The sequence below is a fragment of the Vibrio gangliei genome (genome assembly GCF_026001925.1).
GTDB classification, from domain to species: domain Bacteria; phylum Pseudomonadota; class Gammaproteobacteria; order Enterobacterales; family Vibrionaceae; genus Vibrio; species Vibrio gangliei.
Window position 1 is genome coordinate 418,531 of record NZ_AP021869.1, and the last position, 22,414, is coordinate 440,944.

The 22,414-nt window shown below is 45.2% G+C and carries 19 protein-coding genes; 7 read left to right on the forward strand and 12 right to left on the reverse strand.

Annotated features, from left to right (window positions below):
* Nucleotides 1-72: 72 nt before the first annotated feature.
* Nucleotides 73-534, reverse strand: coding sequence for a DUF721 domain-containing protein (locus tag Vgang_RS01940; RefSeq protein WP_105902277.1), 462 nt, complete (start codon nt 532-534; stop codon nt 73-75).
* 291 nt (nt 535-825) lie between these two features.
* On the opposite strand from Vgang_RS01940, the gene secA reads away from it, so the two are divergent.
* Entirely contained in the window at nt 826-3,555 is a 2,730-nt protein-coding gene (gene secA, locus Vgang_RS01945) for a preprotein translocase subunit SecA (RefSeq protein ID WP_105902276.1), read from the forward strand.
* Nucleotides 3,556-3,684: 129 nt separating this feature from the next.
* Nucleotides 3,685-4,083 (forward strand): 8-oxo-dGTP diphosphatase MutT, encoded by a 399-nt coding sequence (gene mutT / locus Vgang_RS01950; RefSeq protein ID WP_105902275.1) that lies wholly within the window; start codon nt 3,685-3,687, stop codon nt 4,081-4,083.
* 421 nt (nt 4,084-4,504) lie between these two features.
* On the opposite strand, the gene yacG is transcribed toward mutT, so the two are convergent.
* The 8 genes from yacG to nadC form a co-directional block, all read right to left on the reverse strand.
* Nucleotides 4,505-4,705 (reverse strand): DNA gyrase inhibitor YacG, encoded by a 201-nt coding sequence (gene yacG, locus Vgang_RS01955; protein ID WP_105902274.1) that lies wholly within the window; start codon nt 4,703-4,705, stop codon nt 4,505-4,507.
* A gap of 36 nt (nt 4,706-4,741) precedes the next feature.
* Nucleotides 4,742-5,473, reverse strand: coding sequence for a cell division protein ZapD (gene zapD, locus Vgang_RS01960; protein ID WP_105902273.1), 732 nt, complete (start codon nt 5,471-5,473; stop codon nt 4,742-4,744).
* Between the two features lie 44 nt (nt 5,474-5,517).
* Nucleotides 5,518-6,141, reverse strand: coding sequence for a dephospho-CoA kinase (gene coaE, locus Vgang_RS01965; protein WP_105902272.1), 624 nt, complete (start codon nt 6,139-6,141; stop codon nt 5,518-5,520).
* 3 nt (nt 6,142-6,144) lie between these two features.
* The gene (locus Vgang_RS01970; protein WP_105902271.1) at nt 6,145-7,038 is read right to left on the reverse strand and encodes a prepilin peptidase; all 894 of its coding nucleotides are present in this window, start codon (nt 7,036-7,038) and stop codon (nt 6,145-6,147) included.
* Between the two features lie 41 nt (nt 7,039-7,079).
* Entirely contained in the window at nt 7,080-8,309 is a 1,230-nt protein-coding gene (locus Vgang_RS01975; protein WP_105902336.1) for a type II secretion system F family protein, read from the reverse strand.
* Nucleotides 8,310-8,376: 67 nt separating this feature from the next.
* The gene (gene pilB, locus Vgang_RS01980; RefSeq protein ID WP_105902270.1) at nt 8,377-10,065 is read right to left on the reverse strand and encodes a type IV-A pilus assembly ATPase PilB; all 1,689 of its coding nucleotides are present in this window, start codon (nt 10,063-10,065) and stop codon (nt 8,377-8,379) included.
* Between the two features lie 9 nt (nt 10,066-10,074).
* Nucleotides 10,075-10,542, reverse strand: a complete 468-nt coding sequence (locus tag Vgang_RS01985; RefSeq protein ID WP_105902269.1) for a pilin — start codon at nt 10,540-10,542, stop codon at nt 10,075-10,077.
* Nucleotides 10,543-11,049: 507 nt separating this feature from the next.
* The gene (nadC, locus tag Vgang_RS01990; protein ID WP_105902268.1) at nt 11,050-11,970 is read right to left on the reverse strand and encodes a carboxylating nicotinate-nucleotide diphosphorylase; all 921 of its coding nucleotides are present in this window, start codon (nt 11,968-11,970) and stop codon (nt 11,050-11,052) included.
* Nucleotides 11,971-12,247: 277 nt separating this feature from the next.
* On the opposite strand from nadC, the gene ampD reads away from it, so the two are divergent.
* The 5 genes from ampD to lpdA all read left to right on the forward strand — a co-directional run bounded on the left by ampD (nt 12,248) and on the right by lpdA (nt 20,448).
* A complete protein-coding gene (ampD, locus tag Vgang_RS01995) occupies nt 12,248-12,796 on the forward strand; it encodes a 1,6-anhydro-N-acetylmuramyl-L-alanine amidase AmpD (RefSeq protein ID WP_105902267.1) in 549 nt (182 codons plus the stop codon).
* 445 nt (nt 12,797-13,241) lie between these two features.
* A complete protein-coding gene (pdhR, locus tag Vgang_RS02000) occupies nt 13,242-14,009 on the forward strand; it encodes a pyruvate dehydrogenase complex transcriptional repressor PdhR (RefSeq protein ID WP_105902266.1) in 768 nt (255 codons plus the stop codon).
* Nucleotides 14,010-14,073: 64 nt separating this feature from the next.
* The gene (gene aceE / locus Vgang_RS02005) at nt 14,074-16,737 is read left to right on the forward strand and encodes a pyruvate dehydrogenase (acetyl-transferring), homodimeric type (RefSeq protein WP_105902265.1); all 2,664 of its coding nucleotides are present in this window, start codon (nt 14,074-14,076) and stop codon (nt 16,735-16,737) included.
* A gap of 79 nt (nt 16,738-16,816) precedes the next feature.
* Nucleotides 16,817-18,700, forward strand: a complete 1,884-nt coding sequence (gene aceF / locus Vgang_RS02010) for a pyruvate dehydrogenase complex dihydrolipoyllysine-residue acetyltransferase (protein ID WP_105902264.1) — start codon at nt 16,817-16,819, stop codon at nt 18,698-18,700.
* Nucleotides 18,701-19,020: 320 nt separating this feature from the next.
* Nucleotides 19,021-20,448, forward strand: a complete 1,428-nt coding sequence (gene lpdA / locus Vgang_RS02015; protein WP_105902263.1) for a dihydrolipoyl dehydrogenase — start codon at nt 19,021-19,023, stop codon at nt 20,446-20,448.
* A 130-nt stretch (nt 20,449-20,578) separates the two neighbouring features.
* On the opposite strand, the gene Vgang_RS02020 is transcribed toward lpdA, so the two are convergent.
* The 3 genes from Vgang_RS02020 to Vgang_RS02030 form a co-directional block, all read right to left on the reverse strand.
* On the reverse strand, nt 20,579-21,142 hold the full coding sequence (locus tag Vgang_RS02020; RefSeq protein WP_105902262.1) for a DJ-1/PfpI family protein: 564 nt from the start codon (nt 21,140-21,142) through the stop codon (nt 20,579-20,581).
* Nucleotides 21,143-21,320: 178 nt separating this feature from the next.
* The gene (locus Vgang_RS02025; RefSeq protein WP_157946021.1) at nt 21,321-21,485 is read right to left on the reverse strand and encodes a hypothetical protein; all 165 of its coding nucleotides are present in this window, start codon (nt 21,483-21,485) and stop codon (nt 21,321-21,323) included.
* A 105-nt stretch (nt 21,486-21,590) separates the two neighbouring features.
* Entirely contained in the window at nt 21,591-22,412 is an 822-nt protein-coding gene (locus Vgang_RS02030; protein WP_105902261.1) for a symmetrical bis(5'-nucleosyl)-tetraphosphatase, read from the reverse strand.
* Nucleotides 22,413-22,414 lie beyond the last annotated feature (2 nt).

Here is a 22,414-nt window from a genome sequence, read left to right on the forward strand (position 1 = left end):
ATAAGCGCGTTATACTTTCACTCTAAATAAAATTTGACCGCTAAAGACCTAAAGACCTAAAGACCAACAGCCCTAATCACGTTTATTTTTTTCAGCCAATTTCGCCAAACTTTTCATTCTCTGTTGCAGTTTTGGTGGCGCCATATCGGCAACCATCAAGATAGATTGCGCGGCTTGCTCGCTGAGACCTTGATGATAGTCTTTCTTCTTCTCTTGCAGCGATTCCCCACGATACAACTCGGGGTTCACCTTAAACTCCAATCCCACTAAACGAGAAAATCCGGCCGCTCTCAGCTCGGACAAAATTCGAATTCGTTCATAATTGAGCTTAATTTGAATGGAAGCATTGGCAACTTCGATCAGCAATTGACTTTGGCGTACATTCGCCGCTCGGCAATGCGCCACCATGCTAGCAGGAAGGATAGACTGCAAGGTTTGATTAATGGCTAAAATGTCCGAGACATGCTCAGTAAACTGTTTTAAACCCGTCTCAGAGATGACGTCTTGAGTCAGTTTAGGTCTATGGTCACGCATGCTCGCTCTCACCAGATGGATGTTCAGGCTATTATTATGCTCGATTCAGGTTTAAATATGTCAAAAAATACCATTTTTGATCAAAAATAATGAGGATGAGCGCAAACTAAAGCGTTTGTAGATAGAAGATGAGCGCATAATCCCATACTATATGGTCACTTGTTTTTTAGTCTTGAAAATGGGCTTAAATGGCACCATATGACAAGTAGACCAAATTATCTCAGTATTCTTAGTGTAAGAGAGAAACTGAAAGTAGAGATCCGAAAGATCAGGAAGAGAGATTCGTAAATAATGTTAACTAAGTTACTGACCAGTGTGATTGGCAGTCGTAATGACAGAACCCTACGCCAACTGAGAAAAATCGTAAATCAAATTAATAGCTTCGAGCCAGAATATGAAGCATTAACCGATGAGCAACTTCAAAACAAAACCGTTGAGTTTCGTGAGCGTTACCACAACGGTGAAACTCTAGATAAATTACTTCCAGAAGCTTTTGCTACCGTGCGTGAAGCATCAAAGCGTATTTACGGAATGCGTCACTTTGATGTGCAGCTTATCGGCGGTATGGTACTAAACTCAGGCAAAATTGCTGAGATGCGTACTGGTGAAGGTAAAACATTAACGGCAACGCTTGCGGCTTACTTAAATGGTATTGCTGGTAAAGGCGTGCACGTCGTGACCGTCAACGATTACTTAGCTAAGCGTGACGCCGAAACCAACCGTGAATTATTTGAATTTCTAGGCATGACCGTCGGGATTAACGTTCCGAACATGATCCCGGTTGAGAAAAAAGCCGCATATCAATGTGATATTTTGTACGGCACTAACAACGAATTTGGTTTTGACTACCTACGTGACAACATGGCCTTCCGCCCTGAAGATCGCGTTCAACGTGAACGTTTCTTCGCTGTGGTCGATGAGGTGGATTCCATCTTAATTGATGAAGCGCGTACACCGCTTATCATTTCAGGCCCTGCCGAAGATAGCTCAGAGTTATACACTCGCATTAATACCTTGATCCCTTATCTTGAGCGCCAAGATGAAGAGGATACTGAAGAATACCGTGGTGATAAGCACTACACCATCGATGAGAAAGCCAAACAAGTTCACATGACAGAAACTGGTCAAGAATATGTTGAAGAGCTGCTGATCAAAAGCGGCCTAATGGAAGAAGGCGATACGCTGTATTCACCAGCTAATATTAGCCTATTGCATCACGTTAATGCGGCATTACGTGCGCACGTATTGTTTGAAAAAGATGTTGATTACATCGTGAAAGATGGCGAAGTGATCATTGTTGATGAGCACACTGGCCGTACTATGCCAGGACGTCGTTGGTCAGAAGGTTTGCACCAAGCTGTTGAAGCGAAAGAAGGCGTTAAGATCCAAAACGAGAACCAAACGTTGGCATCGATTACCTTCCAGAATTACTTCCGTTTGTATGAAAAACTGTCGGGCATGACGGGGACCGCTGATACCGAAGCATTCGAATTCCAGTCGATTTATGGTCTAGATACGGTGGTGATCCCAACTAACCGTCCAATGATCCGTAACGACATGCCAGATGTGGTTTATCGTACTGAAAAAGAAAAGTTTGATGCCATCATCGAAGACATCAAAGAGCGTGTGGCCAAAGGTCAGCCAATTCTCGTCGGTACGGTGTCGATTGAAAAATCGGAGCTGCTTTCTAATGCATTGAAAGCAGCGAAAATTAAACACAATGTCTTGAACGCTAAATTCCATGAACAAGAAGCCGAAATCGTCGCGCAAGCCGGTACACCAGGTGCGGTTACTATCGCAACGAACATGGCGGGTCGTGGTACCGATATCAAGCTAGGTGGCAGCTGGGAAAACCAAGTTGAGAAACTGGAAGAATCTCAAGGTTCGCCAGCAACGGAAGAGCAAATCGCACAAATTAAAGCAGAGTGGCAGAAAGTACACGATGCAGTATTAGAAGCTGGCGGCTTGCATATTATTGGTACTGAGCGTCATGAATCTCGACGTATTGATAACCAGCTACGTGGTCGTTCGGGTCGTCAAGGTGATGCCGGTTCTTCGCGTTTCTACCTATCTATGGAAGATTCACTGTTGCGTATCTTTACCTCTGATCGCATGGCGGGTCTTATCCAAAGTGGTATGGAAGAAGGTGAAGCGATTGAAAGCCGCATGTTGTCTCGCTCAATCGAAAAAGCACAGCGTAAAGTGGAAGGTCGTAACTTCGACGTGCGTAAGCAATTACTGGATTACGATGATGTGGCGAATGATCAACGTAAAGTCGTCTACGAATTACGTGATGAGTTGATGGGCGCACAAGACATCAGCGAAATGCTAGAACAAAACCGCATTGACGTTCTAAGTTCGGTATTCGAACAATACATTCCGCCACAATCGCTTGACGAAATGTGGGATGTGAAAGGCTTGCAAGATCGCTTACAAGCGGATTTCGACTTAGATCTACCAATCCAAACTTGGTTAGATGAAGACGACAAGCTATACGAAGAAGTCTTGCTTGAGCGTATCATCAGCGAAGCCTCAACCATCTACAAGCAAAAAGAAGAAGCGGTTGGCGCAGAAGTGTTACGTAACTTTGAGCGTCAAGTGATGCTACAAACGCTTGATAACCTATGGAAAGAGCACCTAGCGGCGATGGATCACCTGCGTCAAGGTATTCACCTACGTGGCTATGCACAAAAAGATCCGAAGCAAGAGTTTAAACGTGAGTCGTTTGAGTTGTTCGGTGAACTACTCGATAGCTTGAAGTTCGATGTGATTTCGACGTTAAGCCGAGTGCGCGTACAACAGCGTGAAGAAGTGGATCGCATGGAAGAACAACGTCGCATTCAAGCTGAAGAAGCGGCTCGTAAGCAACAGTTGCAACATGAATCTGCGGATGGCCTGTCTGATGATGAGCAAAGTGAATCGAACCAACCGAGCGTTCGTGAAGAGCGTAAAGTGGGTCGTAATGAGCCTTGCCCATGTGGTTCTGGTAAAAAGTACAAACAATGTCACGGTAAAATCTAGCGATTAGTACATGACATCAGGTCGAAAGATCAAAAAGGCTGCAGTGATTGCGGCCTTTTTATTGTCAGATTTTTAAGCGACATTTGTTGATATCAAAAGAAGCATGATGGAATAAGAGAAGGGAAAAGAATGAAGCGTACTCACATCGTTGCGGCGATTATTTTGAATCCTCAGCAAGATCAAATCTTTATTACTAAGCGTCCAGCCAAGCTACACAAAGGCGGTTTCTGGGAATTTCCTGGCGGTAAGGTTGAAGAAGGGGAAAGCGCAGAACAAGGTTTGATCCGCGAACTGCAAGAAGAAATTGATATTACCGCTACACAATTAGAGTTATTTGAACACTTTGATTTCGATTACACCGATAAAAGCCTCACCTTTGATTTCTTTGTGGTATCGGCTTTTGAAGGCAAGCCATACGGTAAGGAAGGCCAAGAAGGCAAATGGGTCGCAATGAATGACTTGAATGGCTACGCTTTCCCTGAAGCGAATGAGCCGGTGCTGGAAAAGGTTATCAAACGTTTTGGTTAAAAGCGATTCGAGTCTCGGTTATCGGGCGCTACGCTGATCGTAATTCGAAAAAGATGGACTAAATTATGTCATTCCTGCCGAGCCTAGGCGAGAGCGGGAATCTACTCGCAGTGCGCTGAATTTAGATCCTCGATGTCGCCTAGGCTCCTCAAGGATGATGGCATCACAATATCACTCACACGCCTTGGGAGATCCTGAACTGCGCTCCTACGTCGCTTTTCAGGATGACGTTGTTATTAATGTCTTTTCTTGAAAACAGAAACTAGGTACTCGCTTTCTTTTCCGGGCTCCGAGTAGCGTCCGAGTTACTCGAAACGATCACGCTTTTCGGCTCTCGAGCAAAGCGTCCCCGTACCTCGGCTCTGCTTTTGCTTTTCCAAGCCACGAGCAGCAACGCGCCCGAGTTCCGAGTAACGAAAATCTATTCCGACCAACCGTCTGAATCCGACATATCAGGCGCGCCGGGGATTGATTTTTCTTCATCGGCCCATTCACCAAAATCGACTAATTGGCATTGTTTACTGCAAAAAGGGCGGAAAGGGCTTACCTCTCCCCATACTACGGCAGTTTGGCAAGTTGGACACTTTACTACGGTGATTTTTTTCGGTGTTTGTTCAGTCATGACGGGTTGCCTACTTCAAATATAATGAGATGAAGTTTAACAAACTGCGAGGCTAAACTCGACATCTTGCGTATAGGCTGCGCCAGAATCAAAACGCATAAATTTAATCACGAAGCGATTTTTATGACCCGAGATCATAGGATATACACCGAGATCGGAAGGGATTTCTAACCGTAAGATATTCGCGTCATTGGCATCGCTTTGATAAAAACCGTTGCGAGCAATTTGCGGTTTATAGCGGCCAGTTTCACGTAAGAGTTTGAGCAGTAATTCTAATGCGTTGTGAAGTGGGGTTAATGTTTTCAGCCAGCGATTCACATCGATCATGCGTTTTTCGAGCGGCAAGTGCTGCCAATAATGCAATGAGGGCAGATCAAAGCAGCAATGGCCGCCGGGTAGACTAAAGCGCTGTCGAATGGTACTTAAAAAGCGATCTTCTTTTAGTGATTGCCCAAAACGTTCTGCCGCCATCACTTCACGAAAGTTACCTTCAATATCATTCAATACTCTGTTGAGTAGGCTTTGATCGACGCCGGGTACATTGGCCCAGCCTCGAAAGAGTAATTTCTGTTTCTCAAGCTCTTTGGTGAGTTCTGATTTGACGTGGATCTGTTCAAACAAATCCATTAAATCAAATAGTGAGCGAAAGAAGATTTGATCATCCAGTGGAGATTCAAATTTGGCGGACTTATGCAATTGCCTCATGAGCGTTTCGACTCTAAGGTGAATTCGGACTTTTTCTGTTAATGGATGTTCGAATTTGAGCATGGCGCCTTCAATTGGTGGAGTACGTAAATAGACTTATTCTATTGTCACAGAAAGTTGCCGGATAATGCTAGGTACTTTTTGTGTAAAACTGTGACTTGAGATAAAAGTTTTTGTTTTGTGTGCACGCTTAACGCTGCGTCATTGTTAATTACGTCATCGGCATGGGCTAAGCGTTGTTCTCTTGATGCTTGTGAAGCCAAAATAGCGCGAACCTGATCTTGTGAAACTTTATCCCGCTGACAAGTGCGTGCAATTTGGGTTTCAGGGCTGACATCGACAACCAACAAACGATCAATGTTCTCTTGCCAGTTGTTTTCGATCAGCAGTGGAACCACTAGTAACGCATAAGGTGATTTTACTTGGGTCAGTTGTTGATTGATGGATTGACGGATCAGGGGGTGCAGCAATTGATTGATCCAGGCTTTTTCATCTGGATTAGCAAAAATACGTTCACGTAATTGTGCACGGTCAAGCCCACCTTGTTGCGTTAATATGGTCGGGCCAAAGTGCTCAATAATCGCATTCAACCCAACCGTATTTGGCTCGACCACTTCTCGTGCGACAATATCGGCATCGACAATATCAATATCAAAATGGTCAGCAAACAGATTGGCAACGGTGGTTTTGCCACTACCAATGCCTCCGGTTAACCCTACGATCATTGTCACTGATTACATTCCTAGCATGTTGGTGAGATACCAAGAGGTTAAATCATTGCCCCAAATAAGACAAAACCAACCGGCAATCGCCAAATATGGGCCAAATGGAAACGCTTTTTCGATGCCCTGCTTTTGTAGTCGAAGCTGAATAATGCCGAATACCAAGCCAACCAGTGACGAGAGCAAAATGAGCAGCGGCAGTTGTTGCCAACCGAGCCAAGCGCCAAGGGCGGCCAACAATTTAAAATCGCCATAGCCCATGCCTTCTTTGCCGGTGAGCAACTTAAACGCCCAATAGACAATCCATAAACATAAGTAGCCAGCCATAGCGCCAATGACCGCATCTTGCAAAGACACAGGGCTGATTTCAAACAGCGATAAGGCAAGGCCAGCCCACATGAGGGGCAGTGTTAATTGATCGGGCAGTAACATGGTATCGAGATCAATAAAGGTAGCAGAGACTAACACAAAGGTGAAAAACAATAGGGCAACCGCGTACCAGTCAGCAGGGAAATACAAGCCAATCACCACGCACAGTGCCGCAGTTAATAATTCAATCGCGGGGTAACGAAAACTGATGGGATTGGCGCATTTGTGGCATTTGCCTTTGAGCATTAACCAGCTAAGCACAGGAATATTATCCACTGCGCGAATTTGAGTGTCGCATTTTGGGCAACGAGAACGAGGTACGTTGAGATTAAAGGGCTTTTCCAATTCAACGATGTGTTTTTTAACCTCAGGATCTTTCTTGAGCTGTGGGAAAAATTCAATACATTCTTGTTTCCATTCTCGTTCCATCATAATGGGTAAGCGATGGATCACGACATTCAAAAAGCTACCAATCAGTAGTCCGAAAATGCCTGCTACAACCGGGAACAGGGAAGGATAATAGTCAAAAATGATCATGAGATTACAGCAAGGTCCAATAAAATCGCCAAAACAGGGGCTTAGAATACACTAACTAGCTTAAAGATTGGCAGATAAAGTGACACAACGAGACCACCAACCACCACGCCTAAGAAAACAATGATCGCAGGCTCAATGATTTTACCTAAATTATCCACCGTGTTGTCGACTTCAAATTCATAAATGGCCGCCACTTTGTTGAGCATGTCGTCTAAATTACCGGATTCTTCCCCGATCATCACCATTTGCAACACCATCTCAGGAAAGGCATCGGCGTTACGCATCGCAATGTACATCGGCATACCCGCCGCAGTGTCTTTGTGGACTTGCTCTATCGCCACTTGATAATGCAAATTGCCCGAGGTTTTGGCTGTGGTCAGTAAGCTGGTCAAAATCGGAATACCGGCGCTAAAACTGGTGGCAAGAGTACGACTAAACTTAGCAATGGCCGCTTTAGAAAATACGCCGCCTAAGATCGGCATTTTAAGTGCAAAACGGCTGGTTTTTAGACGGAAAGTAAAGGATCGTTTACGCGCTTCTCGCATAGCAAAAATAAAGCAGAACACCGCTAAGATCATGATGAATAAATAGCTTTGTAAGAAGTGAGATAAATGAATGACTTGCTGAGTAAACCAAGGCAGTTCTGCGCCAAAGCCTTTAAACATGGCTTCAAATTCCGGGATCACCATGGTCAGCATTAAGATCGAGACGCTGGTGGCCACCAAGATAACCATGGCTGGATAGATCATGGCTTTAATTACTTTTGAGCGTAATTCTTCACTCTTTTCGCGATAGGTAGCTAAGCGATCAAAAACATCGGCTAAGTTACCGGTTTGCTCGCCGGTTGACACGAGATCGCAATAAAACTGATCAAAGAACGGGCTGCTGGCTAGCATGGCTTTGGAAATCGGCGTACCCGCTTCGACTTGGGTGCAAATCTGCGACAAAATGGATTTCATTTCAGCCTTGCGTTGGCTATCGGAAATCAATTTCAACGCCTGCACAATGGGGACACCGGTTGCCAACATGGTAGCTAATTGACGAGTTAATACCGTAATGTCTTTGCGCTTAACCTTATGGCTCATCTTGGCAAAAATCGACACGCTACGACGCTTGAGTTTCTTGATTTGGATTCGTTGTTCTTTGAGTTTGGCTCTCACTTCGATTTCATTAATGGCCAACATTTGCCCTGAGACTTTTTTGCCTGAGCTATTCACACCGCGCCATTGAAAATTCTTTAATGCCGGAGCTTTGAGCGTCGAGGCTTTCATGGTTGGGGATTTTAGTGTGGATGTTTGCGCCATGTGAGATAGTCCTTGTCGATTGTGCTAAGTCAGCTTAGAAATACAACACACGTTGTAGCTCTGCAAAACTGGTCACGCCTTGCTTTAAGTTTTCGATGCCAGATTGGCGTAGGGTTGCCATACCTTGTTTGACGGCAATCATTTCGATGTCATTGGCCGAGGCTTTTTTGATCACCGCGCTCGCCAGTTCGGTCGTGAAAGGCATCACTTCATAAATACCAACACGGCCTGAATAGCCACCGGTGCATTCTGGGCAGCCTTCTTTGGTGGCGCGGTAAATGGTAATGTTTTCATCGATGTTGAATTTGTGCCGTAAAGCAGGCGGAAAATCGTCTGGCTTTTTACAATGGGGGCATAAGCGACGCGCCAGACGCTGCGCAATAATCAAACTCAGTGAGGAAGCGAGGTTAAACGCTTCAATTCCCATATTAGATAAGCGCACCACGGTTTCCGCCGACGAGTTGGTGTGCAAGGTGGAGAGTACCAAGTGGCCGGTTTGCGCCGCTTTTACCGCAATTTCTGCCGTTTCTAAATCGCGAATCTCACCCACCATCACCACATCGGGGTCTTGACGCAAAAAGGCGCGCAATGCCGCCGCAAAGGTAAAGCCGATTTTTGGTTTCACTTGAACCTGATTGATACCGGTTAAGTTGATCTCCACCGGATCTTCTGCGGTGGAAATGTTTTTATCTGGCGTATTGAGTAGACGAAGTCCGGTATAGAGTGAGACGGTTTTACCGCTACCGGTTGGGCCGGTCATCAAAATCATGCCTTGCGGTTGTTGCAAGGCATCAAGATAGAGTTGCTTTTGTACCTCGCTATAGCCGAGTTTATCAATATTCAAATTCGCGGCGCTGCTATCCAGCAAACGTAATACAATTTTTTCGCCCCACAGTGTTGGCAGTGTAGATACCCGCATATCGACCGCGGTATCGGCATTAAGACGAATTTTGATCCGGCCATCTTGGGGTAAACGGCGCTCAGCAATATCAAGTTTGGATAAGATTTTAATACGAGCAGCTAAGCGTCGTCCTAAATGTGGCGCAGGGCGGTTGGTTTCCACCAAAATACCATCGCAACGTAAGCGCACGCGGTAAATATCTTCATAAGGCTCAAAGTGAATATCCGATGCGCCTTTACGTACTGCATCAAGCAATATTTGATTGATAAAGCGGCTGACGGGCGCTTCATCTTGGCTAAGATCTTCGGTTTCTTGAATTTCATCACTGCCGACTTCAACCAGGTTGGCCAGTTCATCTTGCGTGATGTCTTTGCCTTGGCTGCTGTCAGCATTGACTGCGCGGCCATACAAGCGACGAATCGCCCCTTCCAGCTCTTTGCAGTCAGCCAGAATAAATTCAATTTGTTTGCCTGTCGCAAAACGGAAATCGTCTTCCACACTGGTGTTGGTGGGGTCGGCAACCGCGATCAGGACATTATCGCTGTCAATTTGCAGTGGCAGCACTTGATGGTTGATGATCAAATCGCGCATGCCCAGTTGTTCACATACTTGCGCGTATTGGTAATGCTCGAGATGGGCTTGCGGCAGGGCAAATAGATGGCACAGCTTGACTAATAACTGCTGGCTAGAAATAAAACCAGCGTCCACGCAAGCCACGGGGACGCTTTTATTATCGTTTAAAACCGTGCTCACCACCATTTGCTCTTGCTCGTGAGTCAAGAGCTCCGCTTGGCGTAAAATGGAGGCGAGGTTGGTAATCATTATAATAAATTAGATACCAGTACAATTCTTCGGCAGAATACCTTGATTACTTGCAATATTCGTTGATGAACAAGTCCATTCACCATTGGCGCTGCGAGTTAATGTTAAATTTTGTTTAGCCGTTAAATTGCTAGCATCTGGTACATCTTTAAACGTAAAGCTAATAGATCCTGTTGCTCCACTTGTAGCGCTATCAGGTGCAAAGGCAGCTGAACCTAGATTCATTGATGGTATACCTAGATCTGATTCAGTCCCCGAAGCAGGAAACTCTCCATATGATACAGCGTAGGCTTCAACATTGGTTTTTGCGCCAGTTAGAGTTGCTAACACGGAAGCGACCTCTGATTTAGCTACGTATTTTTGATATTGTGGCATCGCAATTGCCGCCAACACACCGATAACCGCAACGACGATCATCAATTCAATCAGCGTAAAGCCTTTTTGTAGTTTTTTCTTACCTTGTTGTAATGGTTTCATTTTCATCTCCGTGAATAATTAAGTGGTATAACCTCCGCAAGAGTAGAGCTAGCGTTAAAAAAGAAAATTGTCGATAAATGCCAATTCGAGGCAGTTTGAAATCTGCGTGTGTTGTTACATTGCAAAAACAAAATATTGCGAGGCAATTAATAATATTGGATGAGGCAGGAGCCGTTTTTGACCAAGACATGACGAACTAAGAGTATGAATTTGGTATGGAAATGGGCGGCGATGTGTGAAGGGGATCACATGGGTTTGTGTATTTCGTTTATCGTGGCTCGGGCGCTTCGCTGCTCGTGACTCGGTCGTTTCACTTCTCGTGGCTCGAGAGAGATAGTTCCTGGTCCATAGTTCCTAGTTTCTAGATAAAGCCAGTCTGCGAGCGCTTTTGCTTTTTCAAGTAACGAGCAGCGAAGTGCCCGAAAAACGAGTCACGATACCTACAAAAACACCTCAATCGAGAAAGCGATTGAGGTGCTGAATGTTATGATGTCAGTATTGCGCTCGTTAGCCAACCACTCTCATCGACAAATCCATCGCTTTCACATGTTTTGTCAGTGCACCCACCGAAATATAATCCACGCCGGTTTTGGCGTATTCATTTAAGGTTTCTAGGGTAATATTGCCTGAGTTTTCCAGTGCCGCTTGGCCGGTGGTTAAACCGTTTTCTAAGCCGATTTGCTTGTTCAGCTCGACCGCAGCAATCATCATGTCTTTAGTGAAGTTATCCAGCATCACAATGTCGGCACCAGCGCGAATGGCCAGTTCGAGTTCTTCGAGTGATTCCGTTTCTACTTCAACTGGCTTGCCTGGGTTTAATTGCTTGGCAGTGGCAATGGCTTTTTCGATGCCGCCACAAGCCATGATGTGATTTTCTTTAATTAGGTAGGCATCAAATACACCAATGCGATGGTTAAAACCGCCGCCGCAAGTCACCGCATACTTTAATGCGCTGCGCAGGCCGGGAATGGTTTTACGGGTATCAAGTAAGCGACATTCGGTACCTTCTAATTGTTTGACATATTCCGCAGTAATCGAGGCGCAGCCAGACAGGGTTTGGATGAAGTTCATCGCATTGCGCTCACCGGTTAAAAGAATGCGTGATGGGCCGGTTAACGTGCAGAGTGTTTGGTTCGGTTCGACGGTATCGCCATCGGTGACATGCCAATCAATTGTCACTTGACCACCCAGTTGTTTGAACACCTCATCAGCCCAATCTCGGCCACAAAATACGCCATGTTCACGAGTGATGATCTTGGCGGTATTGACGGAGTCGGCTGGAATTAAGCTGGCGGTAATATCCGCGTTAGGATCTAAAGTGCCGCCCAAATCTTCTTTTAATGCGTCACTCACCATGCGAGTTATTTCAGTTGGTAATTGTTGCTTTAAATAGTGAATACGAGATTGGTAATCGTGAGCTGTTTTCATTGGGCAAAATCCATGTTTTTTTGATGGGGTAATGATACTGCAAGGGGAAACGATTTTCGAGCGCTACGCTAATCGACCGTTTCACTCCTTGTGTCTCGGATTGCTTAATGAGAGCTTACTAGTCATCAGGCTCTTGCTTTATCTTTTCCTAGAAACGAGCAGCGTAGCGCCCGAGAACCGAGAACCGAGAACCGAGAACCGAGTACCGAAGACCGTCCCTTGACTTCAGTCTTGATTTCGACAGAATAACTTCACCGAATGAATAAGGTTATCGACTATGCACATCACCCCCGATTCATGGCTTTCAGGCGTTAAACACGTGCCGTCCCCATTTTATGATCAAAGGCCAAAACAAACGCCGATTTCTTTGCTGGTGGTGCATAATATCAGTTTGCCGCCGGGGCAATATGGTGGGCCTTATGTTGAGCAATTTTTTACCGGTCAACTGGATCCTAATCAACACCCATTTTTTAAAGTGATTCACAAAATGGGGGTTTCCGCGCATTGCTTTATTCGTCGTGATGGGGAAATCATCCAATTTGTGCCGTTTAACGCCAGAGCTTGGCATGCGGGTAAGTCGAGCTTTGCTGGGGTTGAGCGTTGTAATGATTATTCGATTGGCATTGAGTTGGAGGGCACGGATTTTGACACTTATACTCAAGCGCAATATCAATCATTGGTGAGCATTACTCAGTTGGTGATGAAAACTTATCCTCATATCACTCTGCCACGCATTACTGGGCATCAATATATTGCACCACTGCGTAAGACTGACCCAGGGCTTGGGTTTGATTGGCGTTACTTTCGCTTCCTGTTAAGTCAGTAATCATCTGGCTTTCATTAACCTTGTACATCAACAGGTTTGAGCAAGTTCACAATTTTATTTAAATCCTTTCTTATTATTCTTTTTTTATACTGAAATACGGTTTCTTTTTCTTAAAAAAATTCATTCTTTTGCAACAAATCACCTCAAGAATTGACTAAGTTTAAGCGGATGAAAAATCAGCTTGATTGAGATCAAAGTCACATATTTAACAAATCCAATCTATCTGATGTCATAAAATAACAGTCTAAAACGCGAAAATTAAATTGGTCTTACCAATCTTATTGTTGTTTTAGAATGATTTTGTTATCGCAAGGTTAATGGTTTTCCGTTCTTTGACTTGGGTCAATTTTGTCTGGACACCTATGTTTAGTTTATGTAAACTTTTTGGTGAGTCTGGTAATTGGTATTACCAATTTACAACCGCAAATGAGAAGACAAAGTAATCATGGCTTATCAAAGGATTCGTCAGCCGAAACTTTCCGATGTGATTGAACAGGAAATCGAACGGTTGATTTTAGAAGGCACGCTGTCTCCCGGCCAACAATTGCCGCCAGAGCGAGAGCTAGCAAAACAATTTGACGTGTCTCGTCCTTCTGTTCGTGAAGCCATCCAGCGCTTAGAAGCAAAACGTTTATTAACGCGTAAACAAGGCGGCGGTACTTTTGTCAGCGATACATTGTGGACGTCTTTTTCTGATCCTTTGCTAGAGTTATTGTCGACGCATTCAGAAACCCAACTCGACTTACTTGAATCTCGTCATGCAATGGAAGGTATTTCCGCTTATTTTGCTGCTCTACGTGGCACGGAAGAAGACTTTGAGCGTATTTCGCAATGCCAGAAAGAAGTCGAAAAGGCGATAGAGAACAAAGATATCGTCCATGAATCAAAAGCGGTGATGGCAGTGTTGATCGCCATTTCTGAAGCGGCTCACAATGTGGTGTTATTGCACATTGTTCGTAGCCTAGCGCCGCTGCTGCAACAGAACGTATTACAGAATTTAGAATTACTTCATCGTCGCGATGAGGTGGTAGAAAAGGTGAGTCATCACCGTGCCAGTATTGTGCAAGCGATTTTAGAGCGTGAACCAGAAAAGGCGCGTAAAGCCTCGCATGCCCATTTGGCTTATATCGAAGAAACCTTGTTGGATTTGACTCGAGAAGAGAGTCGTCGCGAGCGTTCATTGCGCCGTATTCAACAAGCCAACGAATCATAAGATTGACGACCCACTTATTAAATCGGTTAGTTAGTCTGTCAAACCAACAAAAGGATAGATCGCCATGTCTGAAGTCATGAATAATGACGTTGATGCACTGGAAACTCAAGAATGGTTAGCTGCTCTTGAATCAGTGGTACGTGAAGAAGGTGTCGAGCGCGCTCAATATCTACTAGAGCAAGTTCTTGATAAAGCTCGCTTAGACGGTGTTGATATGCCAACAGGCATTAACACAAACTACATTAACACTATTCCGGCAGCTCAAGAGCCGGCATATCCTGGCGATACGACTTTAGAGCGCCGTATCCGTTCGATCATTCGTTGGAATGCCATCATGATCGTTCTACGTGCGTCTAAGAAAGACTTAGAGCTAGGGGGCCACATGGCGTCTTACCAGTCTTCAGCAGCGTTCTACGAAGTCTGTTTCAACCACTTCTTCCGTGCTCCGAATGAAAAAGACGGTGGCGATTTGGTGTATTACCAAGGTCACATTTCTCCAGGGATCTACGCACGTGCCTTCCTTGAAGGTCGCTTAACTGAAGAGCAACTTGATAACTTCCGTCAAGAAGTTGATGGTAAAGGTATCCCTTCATACCCGCACCCTAAATTAATGCCTGAATTCTGGCAGTTCCCAACGGTATCTATGGGCCTAGGTCCAATCGCCGCTATCTACCAAGCGCGTTTCTTGAAGTACCTTGACGGTCGTGGCCTGAAAGACACTTCTGAACAACGTGTTTACGCTTTCCTAGGCGATGGTGAGATGGATGAGCCAGAATCACGCGGTGCGATTTCTTTCGCTGCTCGTGAAAAACTGGATAACCTATGCTTCCTAATCAACTGTAACCTACAGCGTCTTGATGGCCCTGTAATGGGTAACGGTAGCATCATTCAAGAACTTGAAGGTCTATTCAAAGGTGCTGGCTGGAACGTAGTAAAAGTAATCTGGGGTAACAACTGGGATTCACTTCTTGCTAAAGACACCACAGGTAAACTACTGCAATTGATGAACGAAACCATCGATGGCGATTACCAAACCTTCAAATCGAAAGATGGTGCTTACGTACGTGAACACTTCTTCGGTAAATACCCAGAAACAGCAGCACTTGTTGCTGATATGACTGATGATGAAATCTTCGCACTTAAGCGTGGTGGTCACGAGTCTTCTAAACTGTACGCAGCTTACAAAAACGCCCAAGAAACCAAAGGTCGTCCAACTGTTATCCTAGCGAAAACAGTAAAAGGTTACGGCATGGGTGAAGCAGCGGAAGGTAAAAACATAGCGCACCAAGTGAAGAAAATGGACATGACTCATGTTCTTCACCTACGTGATCGTTTAGGTCTACAAGATCTTCTTTCTGATGACAAAGTGAAAGAGCTTCCTTACCTAACGCTTGAAGAAGGTTCGAAAGAATTCGAATACCTACACGCTCGTCGTAAAGCACTTCATGGTTATACGCCTCAGCGTCTACCTAACTTTACTAAAGCACTTCAAATCCCAGAGCTTGGTGAGTTTGATGCGCTATTGACTGAACAAAAGCGTGACATCTCAACTACGATGGCGTTCGTACGTACATTGAACATCTTGCTAAAAGATAAAGGCATCGGTAAAAACATCGTTCCAATCATTGCAGATGAAGCGCGTACATTCGGTATGGAAGGTCTATTCCGTCAAATCGGTATTTACAACCCGAATGGCCAGACTTACACACCAGAAGACCGCGGCGTGGTTTCTTACTACAAAGAAGAGACTTCAGGTCAAGTTCTACAAGAAGGTATTAATGAGTTAGGTGCAATGTCTTCATGGGTTGCGGCGGCAACGTCATACTCGACTAACGACCTACCAATGATTCCGTTCTACATCTACTACTCAATGTTCGGCTTCCAACGTGTGGGCGACATGGCGTGGATGGCAGGCGACCAACAAGCTCGTGGCTTCCTATTAGGTGCAACAGCTGGTCGTACAACGCTTAACGGTGAAGGTCTACAGCACGAAGATGGCCACTCGCACATCATGGCGAACACGGTTCCTAACTGTATTTCTTACGACCCAACTTTCGCTTATGAAGTGGCAGTTATCATGCAAGACGGTATTCGTCGCATGTACGGTGAGCAAGAGAACGTTTACTACTACCTAACGGTAATGAACGAAAACTACCACATGCCAGCAATGCCAGAAGGCGCTGAAGAAGGCATCCGTCGTGGTATCTACAAGCTAGAAACTTACGCGGGCGATAAGTCTAAAGTTCAACTATTGAGCTCTGGTACTATCATGAACGAAGTTCGTAAAGCGGCTCAAATTCTAAGTGAAGAGTACGGCATTGCGTCTGACGTGTTCTCAGTAACCTCATTCAACGAATTGACTCGTGATGGTCAAGATGCTGAGCGTTACAACATGCTTCACCCAGAAGCTGAGCAAAAAGTACCATACATCGCAACGGTTCTAGGTTCTGAGCCTGCTATTGCGGCGACTGACTACATGAAGAACTACGCTGACCAAGTTCGCGCATTTGTTCCTGCTGAGTCTTACAAAGTATTGGGTACAGATGGCTTCGGTCGCTCAGACAGCCGTGAAAACCTACGTCGTCACTTCGAAGTGAATGCTGGTTACGTAGTAGTTGCAGCACTGACTGAACTTGTGAAACGTGGTGATGTTGATAAATCAGTTGTGGTTGAAGCCATTGCTAAATTCAACATCGATGCAGACAAGATCAACCCTCTGCACGCTTAATTCACTAAACGCATAAGAATGAAGGTGCGCAGCATTGCAAACACATGCTGCGCATTTCAATCAGATAAAGGAAAGACGAATGACAATCGAAATTAATGTACCTGACATTGGTGCCGATGAGGTTGAAGTTACTGAGATTCTAGTAAACGTTGGTGACAAGGTTGAAGAAGAGCAGTCTTTAATTACTGTTGAAGGTGATAAAGCTTCAATGGAAGTACCTGCGCCACAAGCGGGTATCGTAAAAGAAATCAAAGTAAACGTGGGTGACTCTGTATCAACAGGTTCATTCATCATGGTGTTCGAAGCAGAAGGCGCAGCAGCGGCTCCAGCGGCAGAAGCACCACAAGCGGAAGCGGCTCCGGCAGCAGCCCCAGCAGCAGCTGAATTAAAAGAAGTGCATGTTCCTGACATTGGCGGTGATGAAGTTGAAGTGACTGAAATCATGGTTGCTATCGGTGACAGCATTGAAGAAGAGCAATCACTTCTAACTGTTGAAGGCGATAAAGCATCAATGGAAGTACCTGCGCCATTTGCTGGTACGCTGAAAGAAATCAAAGTGGCAGCGGGCGATAAAGTCACCACTGGCTCATTGATCATGGTATTTGAAGTGGCAGGTTCTGGTGCGGCGGCTCCAGCTCCAGCAGCAGAGCAATCAGCGCCTGCGGCGGCCCCAGCAGCTTCAGCAGCAAAAGAAGTGAATGTACCTGATATTGGCGGTGATGAAGTTGAAGTGACTGAAATCATGGTTGCTGTTGGTGATACCGTTGAAGAAGAGCAATCTTTGATCACGGTTGAAGGCGACAAAGCGTCAATGGAAGTTCCTGCACCATTTGCTGGTACAGTGAAAGAAATCAAGATTGCGGCTGGCGATAAAGTATCAACTGGCTCTCTAATCATGGTATTCGAAGTGGCTGGCGCAGCACCTGCACCACAAGCGGCGGCGCCTGCGGCATCTGCAGCTCCGAAAGCGGAAGCAGCACCTGCAAAATCTGCAGCAGCACCAGCATCAACGGGTGATTTCCAAGAGAACAACGAATACGCGCACGCGTCTCCAGTGGTACGTCGTCTCGCTCGCGAATTTGGCGTTAACCTTGCGAAAGTAAAAGGTACTGGTCGTAAGAGCCGTATCTTGAAAGAAGACGTACAGAACTTCGTGAAAGAAGCGCTGAAACGTCTAGAGTCTGGCGCTGCAGCGTCTGGCAATGGTGACGGCAGTGCACTTGGCCTACTACCTTGGCCAAAAGTGGACTTCAGCAAGTTTGGTGAAACAGAAGTTCAACCGCTGTCTCGCATTAAGAAGATCTCTGGTGCAAACCTACACCGTAACTGGGTGATGATCCCACACGTTACACAATGGGATAACGCGGATATCACAGCACTAGAAGCTTTCCGTAAAGATCAAAATGCCATTGAAGCGAAGAAAGATTCAGGCATGAAGATCACACCACTTGTGTTCATCATGAAAGCGGTAGCGAAAGCGTTAGAAGCCTTCCCAGCGTTCAACTCTTCTCTATCTGAAGATGGCGAAAGCTTGATTCTTAAGAAGTACGTGAATGTTGGTATCGCAGTTGATACACCAAACGGTCTCGTGGTTCCAGTATTCAAAGATGTGAACAAAAAAGGCATCTACGAATTATCTGAAGAATTGGCTGTGATTTCTAAGAAAGCACGTGCAGGTAAGCTAACCGCATCTGACATGCAAGGTGGCTGTTTCACTATCTCGAGCCTAGGTGGCATCGGTGGTACTGCATTTACGCCAATCGTAAACGCACCAGAAGTAGGTATCTTAGGGGTATCTAAATCTGAAATGAAGCCAGTATGGAATGGTAAAGAATTCGAACCACGCCTACAGCTTCCACTTTCTCTGTCTTACGATCACCGTGTGATCGATGGTGCAGAAGGTGCACGCTTCATTACTTACCTAAATGGCTGTCTATCTGACATCCGCCGCTTGGTACTGTAATTGAATCAAAAATAGGGTGGCACAGCGCCACCTTATTTTTTAATTGAGTTTTGTTATTACGTGTTGTCAATGTGGCGAGTTTGAGGTTTAAAACCCCATTGATTTGACAGGTAATAAGTCACAAATAAAAAAGAATGTTGTCTAGCTCACAGGCTACGGGGAATCGCTTTTCAGTTTGTTAACAAGTCGATAAACTGGCTTTAATTCTGAATTAGATTCCACTCCCAACTTTTTGTTATTTATATTGATGAGATCGTCACTGAATAGCGCTATGGGAATCGTCAGCTTGTCAGGGATAAAATGACTATAACGAGGTCAAAATGAGCAAAGAAGTTAAAGCACAAGTCGTGGTACTCGGTGCAGGTCCTGCTGGTTATTCAGCGGCTTTCCGTTGTGCCGATTTAGGTTTAGAAACCGTTCTTGTAGAGCGCTACAGCACACTAGGTGGCGTTTGTCTAAACGTGGGTTGTATCCCATCTAAAGCACTACTTCACGTATCAAAAGTAATTGAAGAATCAAAAGCAATGGCGGCTCATGGTGTTGTGTTTGGCGAGCCTCAAACCGACATCAATAAAATCCGTTCTTGGAAAGACAAAGTAATTACACAGCTTACTGGCGGTCTTGCTGGTATGGCAAAGCAACGTAAAGTGACGGTTGTGAATGGTTTCGGTAAATTCACTGGTCCTAATACGCTTGTTGTTGAAGGTGAAGAAACCACTACGATTTCTTTTGATAACGCGATCATTGCTGCGGGTTCTCGCCCAATTAAATTGCCATTCATTCCACATGATGACCCACGTATTTGGGACTCAACAGATGCGCTTGAACTGAAAGAAGTACCGAAGAAACTGCTTGTTATGGGCGGTGGTATCATCGGTCTAGAAATGGGTACGGTTTACCACTCTCTAGGTTCTCAAATCGACGTAGTTGAAATGTTTGATCAAGTGATCCCTGCGGCGGATAAAGACGTCGTTAAAGTGTTCACTAAGCGTATCAAAGACAAGTTCAACTTGATGCTTGAAACGAAAGTAACGGCTGTTGAAGCGAAAGAAGACGGTATCTACGTTTCAATGGAAGGCAAAAAAGCACCAGCTGAAGCTGAGCGTTACGATGCGGTTCTTGTTGCTATCGGTCGTATTCCAAACGGCAAACTGATGGACGCTGAAAAAGCGGGCATTGAAGTCGATGAGCGTGGTTTCATCAACGTTGATAAGCAAATGCGTACTAACGTTCCTCACATTCATGCTATCGGTGACATCGTTGGTCAACCAATGCTGGCTCACAAAGGTGTGCATGAAGGTCACGTTGCTGCAGAAGTGATTGCAGGTAAGAAACACTACTTCGATCCTAAAGTAATTCCATCCATTGCTTACACTGAGCCAGAAGTCGCTTGGGTTGGTAAAACAGAAAAAGAAGCGAAAGCAGAAGGTATCAACTACGAAACTGCCACTTTCCCATGGGCAGCTTCTGGCCGTGCTATCGCCTCTGACTGTGCTGACGGTATGACTAAGCTTATCTTTGATAAAGATACTCATCGCGTGATCGGTGGTGCGATTGTGGGTACTAACGGTGGTGAATTGCTAGGTGAAATCGGTCTTGCGATCGAGATGGGTTGTGATGCAGAAGATATCGCATTGACTATCCACGCTCACCCAACACTACACGAATCTGTTGGTCTAGCTGCAGAAGTGTTTGAAGGTACTATTACTGACCTACCAAACGCCAAAGCGGTTAAGCCTAAGAAGTAAATGATTAGGGGCTCGTAGCTAGACAGCTCGAGTCTCGATAAATGCTTCGATTAGCATATGAGAAGAGCCGTACAGTATTTACTGTACGGCTCTTCTATTTTAAGGCCTTCATTATTTTACCGCATTGGTTTTAAGAAGAGAGAAGCTGGTTAAACTGGGCTAGCCATGCAGGGTGGGCAGGCCAAGCCGGCGCAGTAACAAACTGCCCATCCGTGATGGCGTCTGTTACTTCAATTTCTGCATATTGCGCTCCGGCCAATTCTACTTCAGGTGCACAAGCTGGATACGCCGATATTCGCTTGCCTTTAATCACTTTTGCCGCCGCTAATAGTTGAGCACCGTGGCAGACTGCCGCAATCGGTTTTCCTGTTTCAGCAAAGTGCTTAACAAGCTCGATGACTTTGTTATTCAATCTCAAATATTCAGGTGCACGGCCACCAGGAATAAGCAGAGCATCAAACTCCGTACCTTTAATTTGGTCAAAAGACGCCGTTAAGGTAAAGAGATGCCCAGGTTTCTCGCTGTAGGTTTGGTCGCCTTCGAAATCGTGAATGGCAGTTTTGATAGTTTCACCTGCCTGTTTGTCTGGACATACGACACTGACTTGATGTCCTACCATACTAAGCGCTTGATTGGGTACCATGAGTTCATAATCTTCAACAAAATCGCCTGCGATGATTAATATCTTAGCCATATTCATTCCTTTTTGACCATCTAATTAGTGTGATTGGTATTCTTTCAATTGTAGTGATGATTTAGGATTTTGAGATTAAATATGTATTCGACATTTGTCTGAGATGTGACTGCTCGCTAATGAAATCAAAAGACGAGCAATAACGTGCCTCTAAGGACCTCAAAATCAGTTCAAGTGCTTATTCCAATTCAGAATCGCTCAGCTCTCCATTAGTCGGTTTGTTGGGAGAGCGTATCTGTGCTTTATCTTGGGAGGTTGATTGTTTCGATTTGTCTGATTCGTCAGGCGTTTTAGGCTGATAGTCTTCATAAAAATCACCTGCGCTAGTTTCAATTTCTGCCATCTTGTACCTCCGACTCATGTTCACCACATAGTTTAAGTGTAGTGAGGATTTTGGGGAGTGAGGTAAAAAAGGGTAAAGAACGAGTAAAATATATGTAAAGGTGAATTATGAGCGGGACTTTAAACTTTTTTGCTGAAAGTATTGTTTGTCTTCCCAGCGCAATAGGGTGAGGCTTTCTCCCCACACGCACCCCGTATCCAACCCAATCACGTTAGCGTTTTCATCATGGCATCCCATGAGCGCTGCCCAGTGGCCAAAAATCACGGTTTTCTCAAGTGATATACGCTGAGGCACCTGAAACCAAGGCATCAGTTTGCTATCATTCATTTTACTTGGAGGCAGCTTACAGGCCATATCCAATTCTCCCGATTGCTCACAAAAGCGCATACGGGTATAGGCATTGATAATGTAACGATAACGTTCAATGCCTTGTAAATCTTGATTCCATTGGGTTGGATGATTCGCGTACATATTTTTTATTAACCACATCCAATCACTGCTTTGAAGTAGGGCGGTGACTTCGGCATTGGCGGCCCGGGCCGTATCTAAATCCCAAACCGGTGAGATCCCGGCATGGCACATGACAAACTCATCCTGCTCAGCCAATAAAGGTTGAGCGCGTAACCAATCCATTAATTCTTCGCAATCGGGTGCTGACAGAATCGGGGCGGTTTTGTCTTTGGGCTTAGCGGGAAAATAACCTAAGTGAGTGGCTAGCAAATGCAGATCGTGATTACCTAGTACACATCGCGCCGACGAGCCGAGTTTTTTGACAAATCGGAGCGTTTCTAATGATTTTGGCCCTCGGGCAACTAAGTCACCGGCTAGCCATAATGTATCTTGCTCGGGGGTAAATTTGACTTGTTCTAGTAACAGTTGCAACTCATCGAAGCAACCTTGAATGTCTCCAACGATGTAGTTCGCCACTG

Bases quoted from the DNA above. Each gene is read 5' to 3' on its own strand.
- Vgang_RS01940 (WP_105902277.1), bottom strand. From the start codon at position 534: ATGCGTGACCATAGACCTAAACTGACTCAAGACGTCATCTCTGAGACG.
- secA (WP_105902276.1), top strand. From the start codon at position 826: ATGTTAACTAAGTTACTGACCAGTGTGATTGGCAGTCGTAATGACAGA.
- mutT (WP_105902275.1), top strand. From the start codon at position 3,685: ATGAAGCGTACTCACATCGTTGCGGCGATTATTTTGAATCCTCAGCAA.
- yacG (WP_105902274.1), bottom strand. From the start codon at position 4,705: ATGACTGAACAAACACCGAAAAAAATCACCGTAGTAAAGTGTCCAACT.
- zapD (WP_105902273.1), bottom strand. From the start codon at position 5,473: ATGCTCAAATTCGAACATCCATTAACAGAAAAAGTCCGAATTCACCTT.
- Vgang_RS01970 (WP_105902271.1), bottom strand. From the start codon at position 7,038: ATGATCATTTTTGACTATTATCCTTCCCTGTTCCCGGTTGTAGCAGGC.
- Vgang_RS01975 (WP_105902336.1), bottom strand. From the start codon at position 8,309: ATGAAAGCCTCGACGCTCAAAGCTCCGGCATTAAAGAATTTTCAATGG.
- pilB (WP_105902270.1), bottom strand. From the start codon at position 10,065: ATGATTACCAACCTCGCCTCCATTTTACGCCAAGCGGAGCTCTTGACT.
- Vgang_RS01985 (WP_105902269.1), bottom strand. From the start codon at position 10,542: ATGAAACCATTACAACAAGGTAAGAAAAAACTACAAAAAGGCTTTACG.
- nadC (WP_105902268.1), bottom strand. From the start codon at position 11,970: ATGAAAACAGCTCACGATTACCAATCTCGTATTCACTATTTAAAGCAA.
- ampD (WP_105902267.1), top strand. From the start codon at position 12,248: ATGCACATCACCCCCGATTCATGGCTTTCAGGCGTTAAACACGTGCCG.
- pdhR (WP_105902266.1), top strand. From the start codon at position 13,242: ATGGCTTATCAAAGGATTCGTCAGCCGAAACTTTCCGATGTGATTGAA.
- aceE (WP_105902265.1), top strand. From the start codon at position 14,074: ATGTCTGAAGTCATGAATAATGACGTTGATGCACTGGAAACTCAAGAA.
- aceF (WP_105902264.1), top strand. From the start codon at position 16,817: ATGACAATCGAAATTAATGTACCTGACATTGGTGCCGATGAGGTTGAA.
- lpdA (WP_105902263.1), top strand. From the start codon at position 19,021: ATGAGCAAAGAAGTTAAAGCACAAGTCGTGGTACTCGGTGCAGGTCCT.
- Vgang_RS02020 (WP_105902262.1), bottom strand. From the start codon at position 21,142: ATGGCTAAGATATTAATCATCGCAGGCGATTTTGTTGAAGATTATGAA.
- Vgang_RS02025 (WP_157946021.1), bottom strand. From the start codon at position 21,485: ATGGCAGAAATTGAAACTAGCGCAGGTGATTTTTATGAAGACTATCAG.